This window comes from Kitasatospora sp. NPDC001660 (assembly GCF_053596725.1).
In genome coordinates, this window is record NZ_JBSFGU010000013.1 from 1 (window position 1) to 18,599 (window position 18,599).

16 protein-coding genes are annotated in these 18,599 nt (G+C 71.6%); 5 read left to right on the forward strand and 11 right to left on the reverse strand.

What is annotated here, in order from left to right:
• Positions 1 to 149 precede the first annotated feature (149 nt).
• From ACWCXH_RS16335 to ACWCXH_RS16345, 3 genes are all read right to left on the reverse strand, one after another.
• Positions 150 to 509 (reverse strand): hypothetical protein, encoded by a 360-nt coding sequence (locus ACWCXH_RS16335; RefSeq protein WP_449802102.1) that lies wholly within the window; start codon positions 507 to 509, stop codon positions 150 to 152.
• Positions 510 to 720: 211 nt separating this feature from the next.
• Positions 721 to 1,878 (reverse strand): adenosine deaminase, encoded by a 1,158-nt coding sequence (locus tag ACWCXH_RS16340; protein WP_449802103.1) that lies wholly within the window; start codon positions 1,876 to 1,878, stop codon positions 721 to 723.
• 159 nt (positions 1,879 to 2,037) lie between these two features.
• Complete coding sequence (locus ACWCXH_RS16345) at positions 2,038 to 3,009, reverse strand: LysR family transcriptional regulator (RefSeq protein WP_449802104.1); 972 nt, start codon at positions 3,007 to 3,009, stop codon at positions 2,038 to 2,040.
• A 92-nt stretch (positions 3,010 to 3,101) separates the two neighbouring features.
• Between ACWCXH_RS16345 and ACWCXH_RS16350 the strand changes: the two genes are divergently transcribed.
• Both ACWCXH_RS16350 and ACWCXH_RS16355 read left to right on the forward strand, forming a co-directional pair.
• Positions 3,102 to 4,379, forward strand: a complete 1,278-nt coding sequence (locus ACWCXH_RS16350) for an MFS transporter (RefSeq protein WP_449802105.1) — start codon at positions 3,102 to 3,104, stop codon at positions 4,377 to 4,379.
• Between the two features lie 26 nt (positions 4,380 to 4,405).
• On the forward strand, positions 4,406 to 4,777 hold the full coding sequence (locus ACWCXH_RS16355) for a Uma2 family endonuclease (protein ID WP_449802106.1): 372 nt from the start codon (positions 4,406 to 4,408) through the stop codon (positions 4,775 to 4,777).
• 27 nt (positions 4,778 to 4,804) lie between these two features.
• Here ACWCXH_RS16355 and ACWCXH_RS16360 read toward each other — a convergent pair whose 3' ends face one another.
• The 8 genes from ACWCXH_RS16360 to ACWCXH_RS16395 all read right to left on the reverse strand — a co-directional run bounded on the left by ACWCXH_RS16360 (position 4,805) and on the right by ACWCXH_RS16395 (position 15,220).
• Positions 4,805 to 6,082 carry a thymidine phosphorylase gene (locus tag ACWCXH_RS16360; RefSeq protein ID WP_449802107.1) on the reverse strand — a complete coding sequence of 426 codons (1,278 nt, stop codon included), beginning with the start codon at positions 6,080 to 6,082 and terminating at the stop codon, positions 4,805 to 4,807.
• Positions 6,083 to 6,178: 96 nt separating this feature from the next.
• Complete coding sequence (locus ACWCXH_RS16365; protein ID WP_449802108.1) at positions 6,179 to 6,571, reverse strand: cytidine deaminase; 393 nt, start codon at positions 6,569 to 6,571, stop codon at positions 6,179 to 6,181.
• Entirely contained in the window at positions 6,568 to 7,833 is a 1,266-nt protein-coding gene (locus ACWCXH_RS16370) for an ABC transporter permease (protein WP_449802109.1), read from the reverse strand. Before ACWCXH_RS16370 ends, ACWCXH_RS16365 begins: the two co-directional genes overlap by 4 nt.
• A complete protein-coding gene (locus ACWCXH_RS16375; RefSeq protein ID WP_449802110.1) occupies positions 7,830 to 8,993 on the reverse strand; it encodes an ABC transporter permease in 1,164 nt (387 codons plus the stop codon). The genes ACWCXH_RS16370 and ACWCXH_RS16375 overlap by 4 nt, the downstream gene beginning before the upstream one ends.
• A 4-nt stretch (positions 8,994 to 8,997) precedes the next feature.
• A complete protein-coding gene (locus ACWCXH_RS16380) occupies positions 8,998 to 10,524 on the reverse strand; it encodes an ABC transporter ATP-binding protein (RefSeq protein ID WP_449802241.1) in 1,527 nt (508 codons plus the stop codon).
• Between the two features lie 351 nt (positions 10,525 to 10,875).
• On the reverse strand, positions 10,876 to 11,937 hold the full coding sequence (locus ACWCXH_RS16385; protein ID WP_449802111.1) for a BMP family lipoprotein: 1,062 nt from the start codon (positions 11,935 to 11,937) through the stop codon (positions 10,876 to 10,878).
• Between the two features lie 254 nt (positions 11,938 to 12,191).
• The gene (locus tag ACWCXH_RS16390) at positions 12,192 to 13,445 is read right to left on the reverse strand and encodes an amidohydrolase (RefSeq protein ID WP_449802112.1); all 1,254 of its coding nucleotides are present in this window, start codon (positions 13,443 to 13,445) and stop codon (positions 12,192 to 12,194) included.
• Between the two features lie 185 nt (positions 13,446 to 13,630).
• A complete protein-coding gene (locus tag ACWCXH_RS16395; RefSeq protein ID WP_449802113.1) occupies positions 13,631 to 15,220 on the reverse strand; it encodes an acyl-CoA mutase large subunit family protein in 1,590 nt (529 codons plus the stop codon).
• Between the two features lie 148 nt (positions 15,221 to 15,368).
• On the opposite strand from ACWCXH_RS16395, the gene ACWCXH_RS16400 reads away from it, so the two are divergent.
• The 3 genes from ACWCXH_RS16400 (at position 15,369) to ACWCXH_RS16410 (ending at position 18,592) form a co-directional block, all read left to right on the forward strand.
• Entirely contained in the window at positions 15,369 to 16,109 is a 741-nt protein-coding gene (locus tag ACWCXH_RS16400) for an SDR family oxidoreductase (RefSeq protein ID WP_449802114.1), read from the forward strand.
• 69 nt (positions 16,110 to 16,178) lie between these two features.
• On the forward strand, positions 16,179 to 17,810 hold the full coding sequence (locus tag ACWCXH_RS16405; RefSeq protein ID WP_449802115.1) for an alpha/beta hydrolase: 1,632 nt from the start codon (positions 16,179 to 16,181) through the stop codon (positions 17,808 to 17,810).
• Between the two features lie 296 nt (positions 17,811 to 18,106).
• Entirely contained in the window at positions 18,107 to 18,592 is a 486-nt protein-coding gene (locus ACWCXH_RS16410) for a 2-oxo-4-hydroxy-4-carboxy-5-ureidoimidazoline decarboxylase (protein ID WP_449802116.1), read from the forward strand.
• Positions 18,593 to 18,599: the final 7 nt, after the last annotated feature.

An 18,599-nucleotide genomic window follows, 5' to 3' on the forward strand; every position in this document is an offset into this window, starting at 1 on the left:
GGATGGTGAGCAGCAGGGTGTTGAAGACGCCGAGCGCGGCGACCACCGACAGCAGGATGCTGAAGGTCGTGCTGAAGGTCTGGATCGCGACGACGTACGCCCCGGGGATCCCCGGGGCGCGCGGCCCGTCGCCGTGCCGGGTGGACGGCTCAGCCGCCGAGGCCCGGCAGCGCGCCGGTCAGCCCGCCCAGCGGGGTCTTGTCGACACCGGGGATGCTCGGCAGGCCGGCACGCGACTGGGTGACGCCGGCGATCGGCGCGGCGTCGCCCGCCGGGGCCTGGCCCGCGCTCGGGGCCAGGGGGCCGAGGGTGCTGGTGACCTTGTCGCCGCCGGGCAGCTTGTTGGCGGTGTCGGTGACCGCGCCGGTGACCGCGGGGTTCTGCAGCGCAGTGGTGGGCAGCCCGACGCCGCCGGGCGCGGGGGCGTCGGCGGACGCGGTGCCGACGCCCACCGCCGCGATGGCGATGCCGAGCGCCGCGGTACCGGCGGCCTTGAGAGCCTGCTTCATGAGTTCGTCCCCTTGAGTCCTCGTCGGTGGCCGACGCGGTGCGCGGGGACGGACGACCGGCCGTCGCCACGGCCCGTCGGCGATGACTGGCACACCGTAGTGAGCCGGTCACGCGAGGATCAAAAGGGAGTCACTCGCCCGAGTGAGTAGTCTGATGAACGCCAACTGCCTTGCAGGGCAGTGGCGTTCATCAGACCCGCCCCGGACCGGCTCAGCCCTCGCCGACGCCCGCGCTGAACAGCCACTCGGCCTTGAGCTCGGCGTAGCCCGGCTTGATCACGTCGTTGATCATCGCGAGCCGCTCGTCGAACGGCAGGAACGCCGACTTCATCGCGTTCACGGTGAACCACTCCATGTCGCCCAGCGTGTAGCCGAAGGCCTCCACCAGGTGACCGAACTCCCGGCTCATGCTGGTGCCGCTCATCAGGCGGTTGTCGGTGTTCACGGTGACCCGGAACTTCAGCCGGCTGAGCAGCCCGATCGGGTGCTCGGCGTACGAGGCGGCGGCGGCCGTCTGGAGGTTCGAGGTCGGGCACATCTCCAGCGGGATGCGCTTGTCGCGCACGTACGCGGCCAGGCGGCCGAGCTCGACGCTGCCGTCCTCGTTCACCGTGATGTCGTCGACGATCCGCACGCCGTGGCCGAGCCGGTCGGCGCCGCAGCACTGCAGGGCCTCCCAGATCGACGGCAGGCCGAAGGCCTCGCCCGCGTGGATGGTGAAGTGGTTGTTCTCGCCCTTGAGGTAGTCGAAGGCGGCCTGGTGGCGGGTCGGCGGGTGGCCGGCCTCGGCACCGGCGATGTCGAAGCCGACGACGCCCTGGTCCCGGTAGCGGTTGGCCAGCTCGGCGATCTCGGTGGAGCGGGCGGCGTGGCGCATCGCGGTCAGCAAGGTGCCGACGCGGATGCGGTGGCCGGCGGCACGGGCGTTGGCCTCGCCGAGGCGGAAGCCCTCGTTGACGGCCTGGACGACCTCGTCGAGGGTGAGGCCGGCCTCCAGGTGCTGCTCGGGGGCGTAGCGGACCTCGGCGTAGACGACGCCGTCGGCGGCCAGGTCCTCGGCGCAGTCGGCGGCGACCTTGATCAGGGCGTCACGGGTCTGCATGACGGCGCAGGTGTGCGCGAAGGTCTCCAGGTAGCGGACCAGCGAGCCGGAGTCGGCGGCCTCGCGGAACCACTCGCCGAGTTCCTTGGGGTCGGTGGTGGGGAGGCCCTCGTAGCCGACCGCGGCGGCCAGCTCGACGATGGTCTCCGGGCGCAGCCCGCCGTCGAGGTGGTCGTGCAGGAGCACCTTCGGCGCACGGCGGATCTGGTCGGGGGTGGGGATGCGCGGGCCGGTGCCCGCGGTGGTGACAGGGATCTGCTTCTCCATTGCGGAAATATAGCCCCTACGCGCGTAGACCCACCACTGGCAACACGGCCGGTTCGTCAAAAGTCCATCGGGAATTCCACCGGCCGGGTCAGTCGCGTCACACATCCCGGATTCCGCGGCCCCCCTCCCGGGAGTTCGGCATCCGGCCACCCCGGCGCTTCAGTCGTGCTGGAGCAGCCGCCCGCGCCGAGACAGCACGAAGTCCCGGAACGCCCGCACCGGCGGGGTCAGCGGCCGCCCGGCCGCCCAGGCCAGCCCGATCGCGCGCCGGGTCCGCGGCGCCGTCACCTCCAGGTCCACCACCCCCGGCCGCGGCACCAGCGCCGGCGGCAGCAGCGCCACCCCCAGCCCGGCCGCCACCAGGCCGCGCAGCGTCTGCGCCTCCTCCCCCTCGAAGGCGAGCCGCGGCACGAACCCGGCCTCCGCACAGAACCCGTCCGTGATCGCCCGCAACCCGTACCCGCGCTCCAGCCCGACGAACGTCTCCTCCGCCACCTCCGCCAGCCGGATCCGCCGCCGCCCGGCCAGCCGGTGGTCGGCCGGGACGACCAGGTACAGCCGCTGCTCGTCCAGCGGGCGGGCCGCGAAGGCCGGGTCGTCCGGCAGCGGCGCCACCAGGCACAGGTCCAACTCGCCGTCCAGCAGCCGCTCCAGCATCGCGCCGACGTAGTCCTGCACCAGCTGGAACCGCACCTGCGGGTGCGCCGCCCGGAAGTCGCGCAGCAGCGCCGGCACCGCGTCCGTCCCCATCGTGTGCAGGAAGCCGAACGCCACCCGCCCCACCGAGGGGTCCGCCTCCGCCCGGGCCGCCTCGGCGCCGCGCTCGACCTCGGCCAGCGCCCGCTCCACCGAGGCCAGCAGCAGCCGGCCGGCCCTGGTCAGCCGGACCGTCCGGCCCTGACGGGCCAGCAGCTCCACCCCCAGTTCCTCCTCCAGCCGCGCCACCGACCGCGACAGCGTCGGCTGCGGCATGCCGAGCACCGCCGCCGCCTGCGTCACGTGCTCCAGCCGGGCCACGGCCGCGAACTGGGCCAGTCGGGGCGCCAGTTGGACGGCCGGCAGGTCGGGCCCCAGCTCGGCCGGCCGGTACCGGGACTGCTCCGTGCCGTTCGCCGCTTCCGCCGCGGACATCGCGCCACCACCCTCGACTCATGCGCCAGTGCATCAATAATCCACTGCTCATGCATTGGACGCATCAACCCGGCAGGCCTAACGTCGAAGACATGCAGCCCGCCGATACCAGGGCATCCGTGCCCGCCCCGGATGCCCCCGCCGCCGACGCCCCGACCCACGACGGCCGCCACCGCCCCGGCCAGCGCGCGTTCCGCCGCGCCAACCTCGCCCTGTTCGCCGCCGGGGTCGCCACGTTCGTCCTGCTCTACTCCACCCAGGGCCTGCTACCGGTCCTCTCCGCCGACCTCGACCTCACACCCGGTCAAGCCAGCTGGACCGCCTCCGCCGCCACCCTCGGACTCGCCCTCGGCCTCCTGCCCGCGAGCGCACTGTCCGACAAGCACGGCCGCACCGCCGTGATGACGGCCTCCACGCTCGCCGCCTCCGCGCTCGCCCTCGCCCTGCCGTTCGCACCCGGCCTCACCACCCTCGTGGTGCTGCGCGTCCTCCAGGGCGCCGCCCTCGCGGGGCTCCCGGCCACCGCGATGGCCTACCTCGCCGAGGAGGTCCACCCGAGCGCGCTGGCCTCCGCGATGGGCCTGTACGTGGCCGGCAACAGCATCGGCGGCATGGGCGGCCGGCTGCTCTCCGGCTGGACCGCCGCCGCCCTCGGCTGGCGCTGGGGGCTCGCCGCCGCCGCCGTCCTCGCGCTGCTCGCGGTGCTCGCGTTCCGGCTGCTCATCCCCGCCGCCCGGCACTTCACCCCGGCCCCGGTGGACCCGCGCGCCCTCGCCCGCACCGTCGGACGGCACCTGCGCAACCCGCTGCTGGTGCGGCTGTACGCGCTCGGACTGCTGTTCATGGCCGTGTTCGGCGCGGTCTACAACACCGTCGGCTACCGGCTGATCGCCGCACCCTTCCACCTGCCGGAGTCGGTCGCCGCCTCGATCTTCGTCGTCTACCTGGTCGGCACCGGCACCTCGGCCGCGGCCGGCCGGCTCTCCGCCCGGCTGGGCCGCCGCGGCGCCCTGTACGTCTCCATCGGCGTGACGGCCGCCGGGCTGCTGCTCTCCCTGGCCGACTCCCTGGTCTGCGCCCTGCTCGGCCTGGTCCTGATCACCGCCGGCTTCTTCGCCGGCCACGCCACCGCCTCGTCGGCCGTGGGCCGCACCGCGACGGAGGGCCGCGCCCAGGCCTCCGCCCTGTACCTGATCGCCTACTACCTGGGCAACAGCCTCGGCGGCACGATCGGCGCCGACGCCTACCACTCCACCGGCTGGCCCGGCGCCGCCACCGTGGGCCTCACCGCCATGACCCTCGCCGCCGCCGTCACCCTCTACGCCACGCACCAGGCTTCTACCACACGCCGAGCGGTCGCGGACGCTTGACAGCCGCCGCCGATACACTCCGGGATATGAGCATCGATCCTGCCGTGTACGCCCGGCTGCGAGAGATCGCGGACATGCTGCCGCAGGTGCCGGGGATAGGGAAGGTCGAGATCGCCGACGGCGAGATCATCATGATGATGTCGCCGGTGAAGCGCCACGAGCTCGCCGTGCTGCGCATCGCCAGACAGCTCAACGCCCAGTTGCCGACCACACACCCCGGCCACATCGCATACCACGGTGCGGATCTGGAGGACACGGGGCTCGGCCAGCTGCGCAACCCGGATCTGATGGTCTTTTCGGAGCCGGGCTACGCGTCCCGCGAGAAGTTCGCCTTCGGCGACACGATCACCGTCGGCCCGTGGACCCTCGACACCAGCGTCCTGCGGACGTACGCCTGAGCGCACGCCCGCAGCACGCCACGCGCATCAGGCGATGCGGTCGAGGACGATCGGGTTCGGGGTGAACTCGGTGCCCGCCGGGGCGACGTCGATGCCGCCGGCGAGGGCCTCGATGGCGTAGTCGAAGCGCTCGGGGGTGTCGGTGTGCAGGGTCAGCAGGGGCTGGCCGGCCACGACGGTGTCGCCGGGCTTGGCGTGCATCTCGACGCCGGCGCCCGCCTGGACCGGGTCCTCCTTGCGGGCGCGGCCGGCGCCCAGGCGCCAGGCACACACGCCGACGGCGTACGCGTCGAGCGCGGTGAGCACGCCGGAGGCGGGGGCCGGGATGACGTGCTGCTCGCGGGCGACCGGGAGCGGGGCGTCGACGTCGCCGCCCTGGGCGGCGATCATGCGGCGCCAGTGGTCCATCGCCGAGCCGTCGCGCAGCGCGTCCGCCGGGTCCTTGCCGTGCACGCCGGCCGCGGCGAGCATCTCGCGGGCGAGCGCGAGCGTGAGCTCCACGACGTCGGCCGGGCCGCCGCCCGCCAGCACCTCCAGCGACTCGCGGACCTCCAGCGCGTTGCCCGCGGTGAGGCCGAGCGGGGTCGACATGTCGGTGAGCAGGGCGACGGTGTTGACGCCGGCGGTGGTGCCGAGGCCGACCATGGTGCGGGCGAGCTCGCGGGCGTCGTCGAGGTTCTTCATGAACGCGCCGGAGCCGACCTTGACGTCCAGGACGAGCGCGCCGGTGCCCTCGGCGATCTTCTTGGACATGATCGACGAGGCGATCAGCGGGATGGCCTCGACGGTGCCGGTGACGTCGCGCAGCGCGTACAGCTTCTTGTCGGCGGGCGCGAGGCCGTCGCCGGCGGCGCAGATGACGGCGCCCGCGTCGCGCAGCACGTCCATCATCTCGTCGTTGGAGAGCAGCGCGCGCCAGCCGGGGATGGACTCCAGCTTGTCGAGGGTGCCGCCGGTGTGGCCGAGGCCGCGGCCGGAGAGCTGCGGGACGGCGGCGCCGCAGGCGGCGACGAGCGGGGCGAGCGGAAGGGTGATCTTGTCGCCGACGCCGCCGGTGGAGTGCTTGTCGCTGGTGGGCAGCGGGAGCGAGGAGAAGTCCATCCGGACGCCGGAACGGATCATGGCCTCGGTCCAGCGGCTGATCTCGCGCGGCTTCATGCCGTTCAGCAGGATGGCCATGGCCAGGGCGGACATCTGCTCGTCGGCGACCTCGCCGCGGGTGTAGGCGTCGATCACCCAGTCGATCTGAGCGTCGCTCAGCTCTCCGCGGTCTCGCTTGGTCCTGATGACGGAGATGGCGTCCATGCGTGCTCCAAGAGGGGTTCGAAAAGCGAAGAGTGTCGCGAGATGGCCGGTTTTCGGCCCACTCGCGACACTCTACGCGCGTAACAAATGCAGATGCTAGAGCCGCTCCGGCCCGAACGCGTCGGGCAGGACCTCGCTCATCGGCTTCACACCGGAAGCCAGGTCTATCAGCAGGTCGGGCCCGCCGTGCTCGTACAGCAGCTGGCGGCAGCGCCCGCACGGCATCAGCAGCTCACCGGCACCGTCCACGCAGGTGAACGCGGTCAGCCGGCCGCCGCCGCTGGCGTGCAGCGCGGACACCAGGCCGCACTCGGCGCACAGCCCGAGCCCGTACGAGGCGTTCTCGACGTTGCAGCCGGTGACCAGCCGCCCGTCGTCCACCAGCGCGGCCGCGCCGACCGGGAACTTGCTGTACGGCGCGTACGCGTGGCTCATCGCCTCGCGCGCCGCCTCGCGCAGCCGCTCCCAGTCGATCGCGGGGGCCGTCACTTGCCCTGGCCCTTGCGGTAGATCTGGCCGTCCGCCTTCGGCATCCGCAGTCGCTGCGAGGCCAGCGAGAGCACCACGAGGGTGATCACGTACGGCGTCGCGACGATCAGCGGGCGCTGCACCTGGTCGGTGAGCGCGTACCAGGCGCCGAGACCGCCGGCGACCACCAGCGAGATCACCACGCCGGTGAACTTGCGGCGGTACAGCTGCCACAGCGCGAGGAGCGCCATCGCGATGGAGACGATGAGGATCAGCACGTGCACCGACTCCGGGTCGCGCAGCTGGAGGCTGTCGGTGAAGCCGAACAGCCCGGCGCCCGTGGCGAGTCCGCCCGGCATCCAGTTGCCGAAGATCATCGCCGCGAGGCCGATGAAGCCCCGGCCGTTGGTCTGGCCGTCCTTGTAGAAGTGCGCGGCGACCAGCGAGAGGTACGCACCACCGAGGCCCGCGAAGGCGCCGGAGGCGATGACCGCCATGTACTTGTACTTGTAGACGTTGACGCCCAGCGACTCGGCCGCGGTCGGGTTCTCACCGCAGGAGCGCAGCCGCAGGCCGAACACCGTGCGCCAGAGCGCGAAGTAGCTGGCCACGATCAGCGCGCCGGCCAGCAGCACGACCACCGAGATGTTGGTGACCACGCCACCCACGATGCCGGCGAGGTCCGAGACGAAGAACCAGTGGTGCTTCTCGATGCCATCCAGCCAGGGCGACAGACCCGGGATGGTGACGTACGGCAGCGGGTCGGCCGGCGGGGACTGGCCCGCGCCGGCACCGGCGGAGACGTAGTCCTTGTAGTAGATCCGGTTGACGTACGCACAGATGCCGGGGATCAGCAGGTTGATGCCGACGCCGGAGACGATGTGGTCGACACCGAAGGTGACGGTGATGATCGCGTGCAGCAGGCCGCCGAGCGCGCCACCGGCCATACCGGCCAGCAGACCGACCCACGGGTTCACCAGGTAGCCGGCCCAGGCACCGCAGAAGGTGCCGGCGACCATCATGCCTTCGAGGCCGATGTTGACCACGCCGGCCCGCTCGGACCACAGACCGCCGAGACCCGCCATGCCGATCGGCACGGCGGCGCTGAGCGCGGCGGTGATCTGCCCGGAGGAGGTCAGCGAGTGGTTGCCGGTGGCCATGCCCACAGCGGAGAAGAGCACCAGGGCGCCCGCGATCAGCAGGAGCACGATCTGCCAGGACAGCTTGCGCTTCTTGGCGGGCGCGCCCGCCGCCTTGGGCCGAGCAGCAGTAGCCGTGCTCATGCGGACACCTCCTTCTTCTCAGTGGCCGCGAGCTGGGCGGCGAGCTGGGCACCGACCTTCTGCTGCTGGCGCTTCAGGCCGTAGCGGCGCACGAGCTCGTACGCGACGACGACGCAGATGACGATGGTGCCCTGCATGACCGCGACGATCTCGAACGGGAAACCGCCGTTCTTCGGCAGCGGCAGCTGGGAGCCGGTGGAGTCCAGGAACGCGAACAGCAGCGCCGCGAAGGCCATGCCGAGCGGGCTGTTGCGGCCCAGCAGCGCGACCGAGATCCCGAGGAAGCCGAGGCCGCTCTGGAAGCTCTGGCCGAAGTAGTAGGAGTTCTGGAGCAGTTCGGGCAGACCGATCAGACCGGCGATGGCGCCGGAGACGGCCATCGAGATCATGACCATCCGCTTGACGTTCACGCCGGACGCGGTCGCGGCGCTCTCCGAGCGGCCGGTGGCGCGCAGGTCGAAGCCGAAGCGGGTGCGGCTCAGCACGAACTGGAACGCCACACCGACCAGGACGGCGACGAACAGGAAGCCCCAGAGGTCGCCGCCGGCCGTGCTGATCGAGAAGAAGTGGCTGGACTGCGAGACCGGGTCGGTCTGGATCGAGTTGCTGGTGCTGCTCGCCTTCGGGGCGAAGATGCCCGGGACGAGGAGCAGGCCGACGATCGCGATCGAGATCGCGTTCAGCATGATGGTCGCGATGACCTCGCTGACGCCGCGGAAGACCTTCAGCGCACCGGCGATGGCCGCGTACAGACCACCGGCCAGCATGGCGGTGATCAGCAGCAGCGGGATCTGGATGAACGACGGCAGGTCCATCTGGCTGCCGACGTACGCCGTGAACAGCGCCGCGACGCGGTACTGGCCCTCGACGCCGATGTTGAACAGGTTCATCCGGAACCCGAACGCGGCGGCCGCGGCGGCCAGGTAGTAGGTGGTGGCCCGGTTGAGGATCGCCACCTGGCCGTCCGACTTGGTGGCGTACGTGATCATCACGTTCCACGCGTCGAACGGGTTCTTGCCCGAGGTCGCCAGCAGGATCGAGCAGATCGTCACCGAGAGCACGACCGCGAGCACCGGCGCCGCCAGTGCGAACACGATCCGCTCACCGCTGATCCGCTGCGCCAGGCTGCGCTTGGCGGCAGGGGGGTTGGGACTGGTCATGTGGTTACTCCCCCGCCTCGGCGTCGTCGGCGGTGTCGGTGTGCGGGTGCTCGGCCTCGGCCTCGGTGCCCTCGGCGGCGACGGCCTGCGCCTCGGCGACGGCCTCCGGCTCGGACTCGATGTGGCCGCGGGCCGCACCGGTCATCGCGGTGCCCAGGTCCTCGGCGGTGACGGTGGCCGGGTCGGCGTCGGCGACCAGGCGGCCGCGGTAGATGACCCGGATGGTGTCGGACAGGCCGATGAGCTCGTCCAGGTCGGCGGAGATCAGCAGCACGGCCAGGCCGTTGCGCTGCGCGACCCGGATGTGCTCCCAGATCTGCGCCTGCGCGCCGACGTCCACACCGCGGGTGGGGTGGGCCGCGATCAGCAGCTTGGGGTCGTGGGCCATCTCGCGGCCGATGATCAGCTTCTGCTGGTTGCCGCCGGAGAGGGAGGCCGCGGTGACCTCGATGCCGGGGGTGCGGACGTCGAACTCCTCGACGATCCGCAGGGTGTCCTTGCGGGCCGCGGCCAGGTCGAGCAGCGGACCGTTGGAGTTCGGCTTCTCGGTGACGTGGCCGAGGATCCGGTTCTCCCAGAGCGGAGCCTCCAGCAGCAGGCCGTGCCGGTGGCGGTCCTCGGGGATGTAGCCGATGCCGGCCTCGCGGCGGGCCCGGGTCAGGGTGCCGGACAGGTCCTTGCCGTCGAGGACGACGCTGCCCGCGTCCAGCGGGAGCATGCCCATGATGGCCTCGACCAGTTCGGCCTGGCCGTTGCCCTCGACACCGGCGATGCCGAGGACCTCACCCTTGCGGATGCTCAGCGAGATGTCGTCGAGCACGACGCGCTCGATGCCCTCGGCGTCGGTCTTGGCGATCCGCAGGCCCTGGACGTTGAGCATCTCGGTGCTGGTGACGGTCGACTCGCGGCTCTCCGGGGAGGGCAGCTCGGCGCCGACCATCATCTCGGCGAGCTGGCGGGCGGTGACGGACTTCGGGTCCGCGTCGCCGACCGTGGTGCCGCGCCGGATGACGCTGATCGCGTCGGCGACCGCCAGCACCTCGTGCAGCTTGTGCGAGATGAAGATGACGGTGACGCCCTCGGACTTCAGCTCCCGCAGGTTGTCGAACAGCGCGTCGACCTCCTGCGGGACGAGGACCGCGGTGGGCTCGTCGAGGATCAGGATCCGGGCGCCGCGGTAGAGCACCTTGAGGATCTCGACGCGCTGGCGGTCGGCGACGCCGAGGTCCTCGACCAGCGCGTCCGGGCGCACGCCCAGACCGTACTGTTCGGAGATCTCCTTGATCTTCGCCTTGGCCTTGGCACCGATGCCGTACAGGTGCTCGCCGCCGAGGACGACGTTCTCCCACACGGTGAGGTTGTCGGCGAGCATGAAGTGCTGGTGCACCATGCCGATGCCGCGGGCGATGGCGTCGCCCGGGGAATTGAACTCGCACAGCTCGCCGTTGATCGCGATGGTGCCCTCGTCCGGCTTCTGCATGCCGTAGAGGATCTTCATCAGCGTCGACTTGCCGGCGCCGTTCTCGCCCATGAGGGCGTGCACGGTACCGCTGCGGACGGTGAGGTTGATGTCGTGGTTCGCCACGACGCCGGGGAAGCGCTTGGTGATACCGCGCAGTTCGACGGCCGTTGTCGCCGTCCCCGCGCTGGGGTTGCCGTCCTTGCGCAGGGGGACGGGATCGGATGCGGTGATGGCGATCTCCTGGTGGTCTGGAGGCGCGTCGTTGCGCTGGGAGGGCCAAAAGGGGGGAAACGGGGGGACGGAAGGGGGCCCGGGGGTACGCGTTGAGCGCACCCTGCCGGGCCCCTCCCGTGTTGCTGTGCCCATCATCGCGCTGCCGGGCAGGCGGCAGCCGCTACGACGTCCGGGACGCGCGGAGCCTTACTGGGCGGGCGCGGTCGGGACGGTGGTGGCGCCGGTCTTGATCGCGTTGGCGGCGGCGTCGAGCTGGGTCTTGATGTCGTCGATCTTGCCACCGGTGGTGGCGAGCTGGACACCCTCGGCCTTCAGGTCGAACAGCTTGACGCCGGTGAACGGCGAACCCTGCTTGACCGACTGGATGTAGGCGTAGACAGCGTTGTCGACGTTCTTGACCATCGAGGTCAGGATGCTGTTCTTGTACTTGGCCAGGGCCGGCTGGGTGGCCTGGTCCGAGTCGACACCGATGGCCAGGGCGCCCTGCTTGTTGGCGACGGCCTCGATGGCGCCGTTGCCGGAGGAGCCGGCGGCGGAGTAGATGACGTCCGCACCCTTGTCGAGCTGGCCCTGGGCGGCCTCCTTGCCCTTGTCGGGCGAGGCGAAGCCGGAGAAGTCCGGGGGCGTGGTGAGGTAGGTGGTCTCGACCGCGATGTTCGGGTCGACCGACTTCACACCGGCCTTGTAACCGGCCTCGAACTTCTTGATCAGCTCGGTCTGCACACCGCCGATGAAGCCGACGTGCTTGGCCTTGCTCTTCAGGGCGGCGGCCACACCGGCGAGGTAGGAGCCCTCCTGCTCGGCGAAGACCAGCGAGGTGACGTTGGCCGGCTGGGCGTCGTCGTGCGAGTCGATGATCGCGAACTTGACGTCCGGGTTGTCCTTGGCGACCTTGTCGACCGCCTGCTGGTACACGAAGCCGACCGCGATGACGGTCTTGTAGCCGCCGTCGATCAGGTTCTTGAGGCGGGTCTCCTTGTCCGCCTCGGCCTCGCCGGCCTTGGCCTCGGCCTCGGTGACCGAGACGCCGAGGTCGGACTTGGCCTTGTCGAGACCGCGGGCGGCGGAGTCGTTGAACGACTGGTCGCCGCGGCCGCCGATGTCGTAGGCCATGCCGACCTTGAGGCCGCCGTCGGACGACGAGCCGGAGGAGGTGTTGTCAGTGCTCTTTGCGCCGCAAGCGGCGAGCGAGGCCATGCCCAGGGAACCCGAGAGCACAACCGCGGCGAGCTTCATTGAACGGCGCAAGGGAGTATCTCCTTCTCACACGCACCCGTTTAGCGTGGTCGGACGCCACCGTAACGCGCGTAGAACACGGTTGTGTTACGGGATCCGGGAGCCTTCGGGTTGTTATCAAACCGTGGTCTGAGGGTCACCCCGGCGCCCATTTCCCGTACGCGGACGGTGATCCGGAACTGGTGCACTCCAGTTTACGGAACAGCGCCAAAACCCCGGATCCCGCGGAATCCGTCACGCGACGGCCGCACGCTCCCGGATGCGGATCAGCTCCCGTCCACCTCCAGGGCCAGCGCGGCGAACAGCTCCGCACCGATCCCGATCGCCCGCTCGTCCACGTCGAAGCGGCCCTGGTGCAGGTCGCGGACGGACGTGTCGCCGGGGGCGCGGACGCCCAGCCGGGCCAGCGCGCCCGGGGCGTGCTCCAGGTACCAGGAGAAGTCCTCGCCGCCCAGGCTCTGCTCGGTGCCCTCGACCACCTGCTCGCCGTCCCGGCCGAACCGGGCCGTCATGGCCTCCTCCAGCAGCGCGACGGAGACCGCCTCGTTCACCACCGGCGGCACCCCGCGGTGGTAGTCGAGCGTCCACTTCGCCCGGTAGGTCTCGGAGAGCTTGGCGATCAGGTCGTGCAGGAGGTCCGGCGCCTCGCGCCAGCCGTCCAGCTCCAGGCAGCGGACGGTGCCCTCCAGCTCGGCGTGCTGCGGGATGACGTTGGGGGCGGAGCCGGAGGCGATCCGGCCCCAGACCAGGCTGACGCCCCAGCGCGGGTCCATCCGGCGGGCGAGCGCGGCCGGCAGGTCGGCGGCCATCCGGGCGATCGCGGTCACCAGGTCGGTGGTCAGGTGCGGGCGGGCGGTGTGCCCGCCGGGGCCGTCCAGGTGGAGCACCAGGCGGTCGCAGGCGGAGGTGATGGCCCCGGTGCGCAGCGCGATCCGGCCCACCTCGACCTTCGGGTCGCAGTGCACCGCGAAGATGCGGTCGACGCCGTCCATCCCGCCCGCCTTGATGACGTCCAGCGCGCCGCCGGGCATGACCTCCTCGGCCGGCTGGAACACCAGCCGGACCGGGCGGCGCAGCTCGCCGGTGCGGGCGGCCTCGGCCAGCACCAGCGCGGTGCCGAGCACGACCGAGGTGTGCACGTCGTGGCCGCAGGCGTGGGCCCGGCCCGGGACGGTCGAGCGGTAGGGGACGTCGGTCTTGGCGTCGTCGATCGGCAGCGCGTCGATGTCGGCGCGGAAGGCGAGGATCCCGGCGGCGGAGGCCGTCCCGGCCGGGACGATGTCGACGATCAGGCCGGTGCCGCCGGGCAGCACCCGGGGGTTCAGACCGGCCGTCACCAGCCGGTCGCGGATCAGACCGGTGGTGCGGAACTCCTGGCGGCCCAGCTCCGGGTGCCGGTGCAGATCGCGGCGGAAGGCGATCAGCTCGGGCTCCAGCCTCCTGACCCGGGCGCGCAGTTCGGCGGCGGGGCGGGCAGCGGCCAGAGTGGCGCCCGGCTGAGCGGGCTCAGGACGGTTCATCTCCCCAAGCGTAGGCCTGTTGGGGGGTTTTGGCCCGGCTTCCGGAAAATTAGTCCCCGGATGGGCGCATACCGGCCGGACAGGTGGGTATGACATTTCTTTTTCAGCCGCCTTCCCCGGATTGCTTGTCCTGTGCAACGATCACCATAGGCGGCGGTCACGGCCATTGCATGTTTGACGGATCATCAGAAGCGTTCCACCGGCGAGTAGGTGCCCCACACCTCGCGCAGCGCGTCGCACACCTCGCCGACGGTAGCGCGTGCCGCCAGCGCCTCCTTCATGGGATAGAGCACGTTCTCCCCTCCTTCGGCGGTCCGACGCAGCGCGTTCAGCGCCCGGCCCACCGCCGACGCGTCGCGCTCCGCGCGCAGCCGGGCGAGGCGCCCGGCCTGCTGCCGCTCGATCGCCGGGTCCACCCGCAGCGGCTGGTACGGCTCCTCGGCGTCCAGCTGGAAGCGGTTGACGCCGACCACCGTCCGCTCGCCGGCGTCGGTCTCCTGCTGGACTCGGTAGGCGGTGCGCTCGATCTCCGTCTTCTGGTAGCCGCGTTCGATCGCGGCCACCGCGCCGCCCAGCTCCTCCACCCGGGCCATCAGGGTGAGGGCGGCGGCCTCCACCTCGTCGGTCAGCGACTCGACGACGTAGGAGCCGGCGAACGGGTCGACGGTGGCGGTCACGTCGGTCTCGTACGCGAGGACCTGCTGGGTGCGCAGGGCGAGCCTGGCGGCCTTCTCGGTGGGCAGCGCGATCGCCTCGTCGAAGCTGTTGGTGTGCAGCGACTGGGTGCCGCCGAGCACCGCGGCGAGCGCCTGCACCGAGACCCGGACCAGGTTGACCTCGGGCTGCTGGGCGGTCAGCTGCACCCCGGCGGTCTGGGTGTGGAAGCGCAGCATCTGCGAGCGAGGGTCCCGCGCGCCGAACTCCTGGCGCATCACCCGGGCCCAGATCCGGCGCGCGGCACGGAACTTGGCGACCTCTTCGAGCAGCGTGGTGCGGGCCACGAAGAAGAACGAGAGCCGGGGCGCGAAGTCGTCCACGGCCATCCCGGCGGCGAGCGCGGTGCGCACGTACGCGATGCCGTTGGCCAGCGTGAACGCGATCTCCTGCGCCGGGCCGGCTCCGGCCTCGGCCATGTGGTAGCCGGAGATCGAGATGGTGTTCCAGCGCGGGATCTCGGCCCGGCAGTACCGGAACACGTCCGCGACCAGCCGCAGCGAGGGGGCGGGCGGGAAGATGTAGGTGCCGCGCGCGATGTACTCCTTCAGCACGTCGTTCTGGATCGTGCCGGTGAGCCGGGCCGGCGCCACCCCCTGGGCCTCGCCGACGAGTTGGTAGAGGAGCAGCAGCAGGCCGGCCGGCGCGTTGATGGTCATCGACGTGGACACCTCGCCCAGCGGGATCCCGTCGAACAGCACCGCCATGTCCTCGACGCTGTCGACCGCCACCCCGACCTTGCCGACCTCCCCGGCGGCGAGCGGCGCGTCCGAGTCGTAGCCCATCTGGGTGGGCAGGTCGAAGGCCACCGAGAGCCCGGTGCTCCCGCCCGCGATCAGCTGCCGGTAGCGGGCGTTGGACTCGGCGGCGGTGCCGAAGCCCGCGTACTGGCGCATCGTCCACGGCCGGCCGGTGTACATCGACGGGTAGACGCCCCGGGTGTACGGGAACTCGCCCGGCCTCCCGAGCCGGTCCCCCGGATCCCACCCGGCCAACGCTTCCGGGCCGTACAGCGGCTCGATCGGGAAGCCTGACTCGGCGCGACGCGGCTCGGCTGCCATGGGTCCCTCCACGGGGATTCGGCGGGCTGGGGCTCGTGCTCGCAATGTAGTGGCGCCCGGCCGGAAGAACGGGGAGCCGACGTAGTTGAGATGATCGGACCAACGACCGATGTGCATCCCCTCACCGACGAGCCCCCAGGGAGTGGCAATGACCGAGCAGAAGGTGGCCGTGGTCACCGGTGCCAGCAGCGGGATCGGCGCGGCGACCGCCCGCCGACTGGCCGCAGAGGGCTTCGACGTGGTGCTGACCGCCCGGCGGACCGAGCGCATCGAGGCGCTCGCCAAGGAGATCGGCGGCCGCGCCCACACCCTGGACGTCACCGACCGGGCGGCCGTCGACGCCTTCGCCGCCGAGGTCGGCCGGGTCGACGTCCTGGTGAACAACGCCGGCGGTGCGCTCGGCGCCGACTCCGTCGAACACGGCGACCCGGCCGACTGGCGCGCCATGTACGAGGTGAACGTGCTCGGCGTGCTGCACATGACGCAGGCGCTGCTGCCCGCCCTGCGCGCCACCGGCGACGGCACCGTGCTGGTGCTCTCGTCGACGGCCGCGCTGGCCGCGTACGAGGGCGGCGGCGGGTACGTCGCGGCCAAGCACGCCGCGCACACCATCGCGGCGACGCTGCGGCTGGAGCTGTGCGGCGAGCCGATCCGGGTGATCGAGATCGCCCCCGGCATGGTGAAGTCCGAGGGCTTCGCGCTCACCCGCTTCGGCGGCGACGAGGACAAGGCGGCGGCCGTCTACGCGGGCGTGGCCGAGCCGCTGACGTCGGAGGACATCGCCGACACCGTCGCCTGGACGGTCACCCGTCCGTCGCACGTGAACATCGACCTGCTGGTCGTCCGCCCGCGCGCCCAGGCGGCCAACCACAAGGTGCATCGCGCCTGATCAGACCCCCGGCGGGCAGCCCGGCACCCCTTGATCGGCGGTGTCACCCGACAGTGATACACACGTGCGATGAACATCAACCGGGCCGCCCGCCCACGGGTCCTGCTGACCGCCCTGGCAGCCGGCACCCTCCTGCTCACCTCCGCCTGCAACGACACCGCCACGACGGCCCAGGACAAGGCCACCGTCACCCCCTCGGCGTCCGCCACCCCGACGCCGAAGCCCACCGGGGCGGACGACCCGGCGCTCAAGTCCTTCTACGCCCAGCAGATCGCCTGGGCCCCGTGCCCGCCCGACCCCAAGGCCGACCAGCAGACCAAGGCGGACACCTCCGGCATGCAGTGCGGCAAGCTGCACGTCCCGCTGGACTACGCCGACCCGGCCAAGGACGCGCTGGACCTCGCGCTGATCAAGCTCCCGGCCACCAAGCCGGACCAGCGGGTCGGCTCCCTCGTGGTCAACCCCGGCGGTCCGGGCGCCTCCGGCGTCGACATGGTCAAGGACGGTGCCAAGGACTTCACCGGCGCCCTGCACAGCCGCTTCGACGTGATCGGCTTCGATCCGCGCGGCACCGGGGCTAGCTCCCCGATCGCCTGCCTCGACGACAAGCAGCGCGACGCCGAGGAGCAGGTCGACGCGCCGCTCGACCCCGCCGCCCGCAAGGCTCAGTCCGACCAGCAGAACGCCCAGTTCATCGCCGCCTGCCAGGCCAAGTCCGGCAAGCTGCTGCCCTTCGTCGGCACCCGCAACTCCGCCCGCGACATGGACGTGCTGCGCGCCGCCGTCGGCGACAAGAAGCTCAACTACCTGGGCGTCTCCTACGGCACCTACCTCGGCTCGCTCTACGCCGAGGAGTTCCCGAAGAACGCCGGCCGGCTCGTCCTGGACGGCGCCGTCGACCCGGCCGCCGACGAGCTCGACTCGGTCATCAAGCAGCAGGCCGGCTTCGAGCAGTCCTTCGAGCGGTTCGCCGCCGACTGCGTCGACAAGCACGCGAGCGAGTGCTCGCTGGGCAAGGACCCGAGCCAGGCCGCCAAGAAGGCCGCCGACTTCCTGGACGGCCTGCGGGACCACCCGCTGCCCACCAAGGACGGCCGCAAGGTCGGCAGCGACCTCGCCTGGACGGGCGTGCGCGGCGCGCTCTACGGCGACGAGAACACCACCTGGCAGTACCTGCGCGTCGCGCTCTCCGTCGCGATGAAGAACGACAAGGGCGATGTCCTGCTCGCCTTCGCCGACGACTACAACGAGCGCGACGAGAGCGGCCACTACTCCCCGATGGACGCGGCGCACGCGGCGATCTCCTGCGCCGACGGCTCCGCCCCGGCCCCCTCGGCCGAGCGCGCCCAGCAGACCGTGAAGCAGCTCCAGGAGCAGGCCCCGCTGCTGACCAAGGGTGTCGACGTGCAGGACTTCACCGAGTCGTCGTGCAACGGGTGGCCGTTCCAGAGCCCCGAGAAGCCGCACACCATCCGGGCCGAGGGTGCCGACCCGATCCTGGTCGTCGGCTCCACCGGCGACCCGGCCACCCCGTACGCCGCCGCCGAGGCGCTGGCCAAGGGCTTCGCCAACGCCACCCTGCTGACCCGGGTGGGCGAGGGCCACGGCGCTTTCGGCAAGGGCAACGCCTGCATCGACCAGGCCCTGGAGGCCTACCTGGTCGAGGGCACGATGCCGGCCGCCGGGACGCGCTGCAGCTGAGTGCGCGCGGCGTATTAGCAGATGAGGGCGGGGAGGGCGCTGACACGAAGGTGGCAACGTCACAACTTGATAGCTCGTTCGGATGAAATCCGCGTGCGCCCTCCCCAACTGATGACAGCTCAACTACCGTTGAGCCGCTGCCCGGCGGGCGCTGGACGCCGCCCCGCAGCCCCATACTTCACCTGCTCCACCCACCCACTTCACCGGCACCTTCCCGCCCTCACGAGGAGGACCCGCTGGCCAGCGACATCCCGTCACAGCGGCTCGAACCCAGCTCCGAGCCGACCCTCCTCGGGTTGCACCGCTTCAACGAGGCCGACGCCGGCGCCGCCGAGGAGGCCCTGCTGGCCTGCTGCGGCAGCCACCGCTGGGCCCTGCGGCTCACCGCGCACCGGCCGTACCCCGACATAGCGTCCCTGTTGGCCGCCGCCAGCGAGGCCTCCTACGACCTCCGCCCGGCCGACCTCGCCGAGGCCCTCGCGGACGAGAGCTGGATGCCGCAGCCGCTGCTCGGCATGCGGGCCCCCGGCAGCCAGGCGGCGCACACCGCGCTGCGGGCGGCCCACGCCGCGTACGAGGCCAGGTTCGGCCACGTCTTCGTGGTCTGCCTGGAGGGCGTCGCGCCCGAGGAGATGCTCGACACCGTGCTCTCCTCGATCCGCACCCGGCTCGCCAACGACCCGGACGAGGAGCGCCTGATCGCGGCGGACGAGCTGCGCCGGATCGCCCTCACCCGTCTGGAGCACCTCGTCGCCACGCATTCGGAGGCCGGCGCGCACTGAGCCGCCG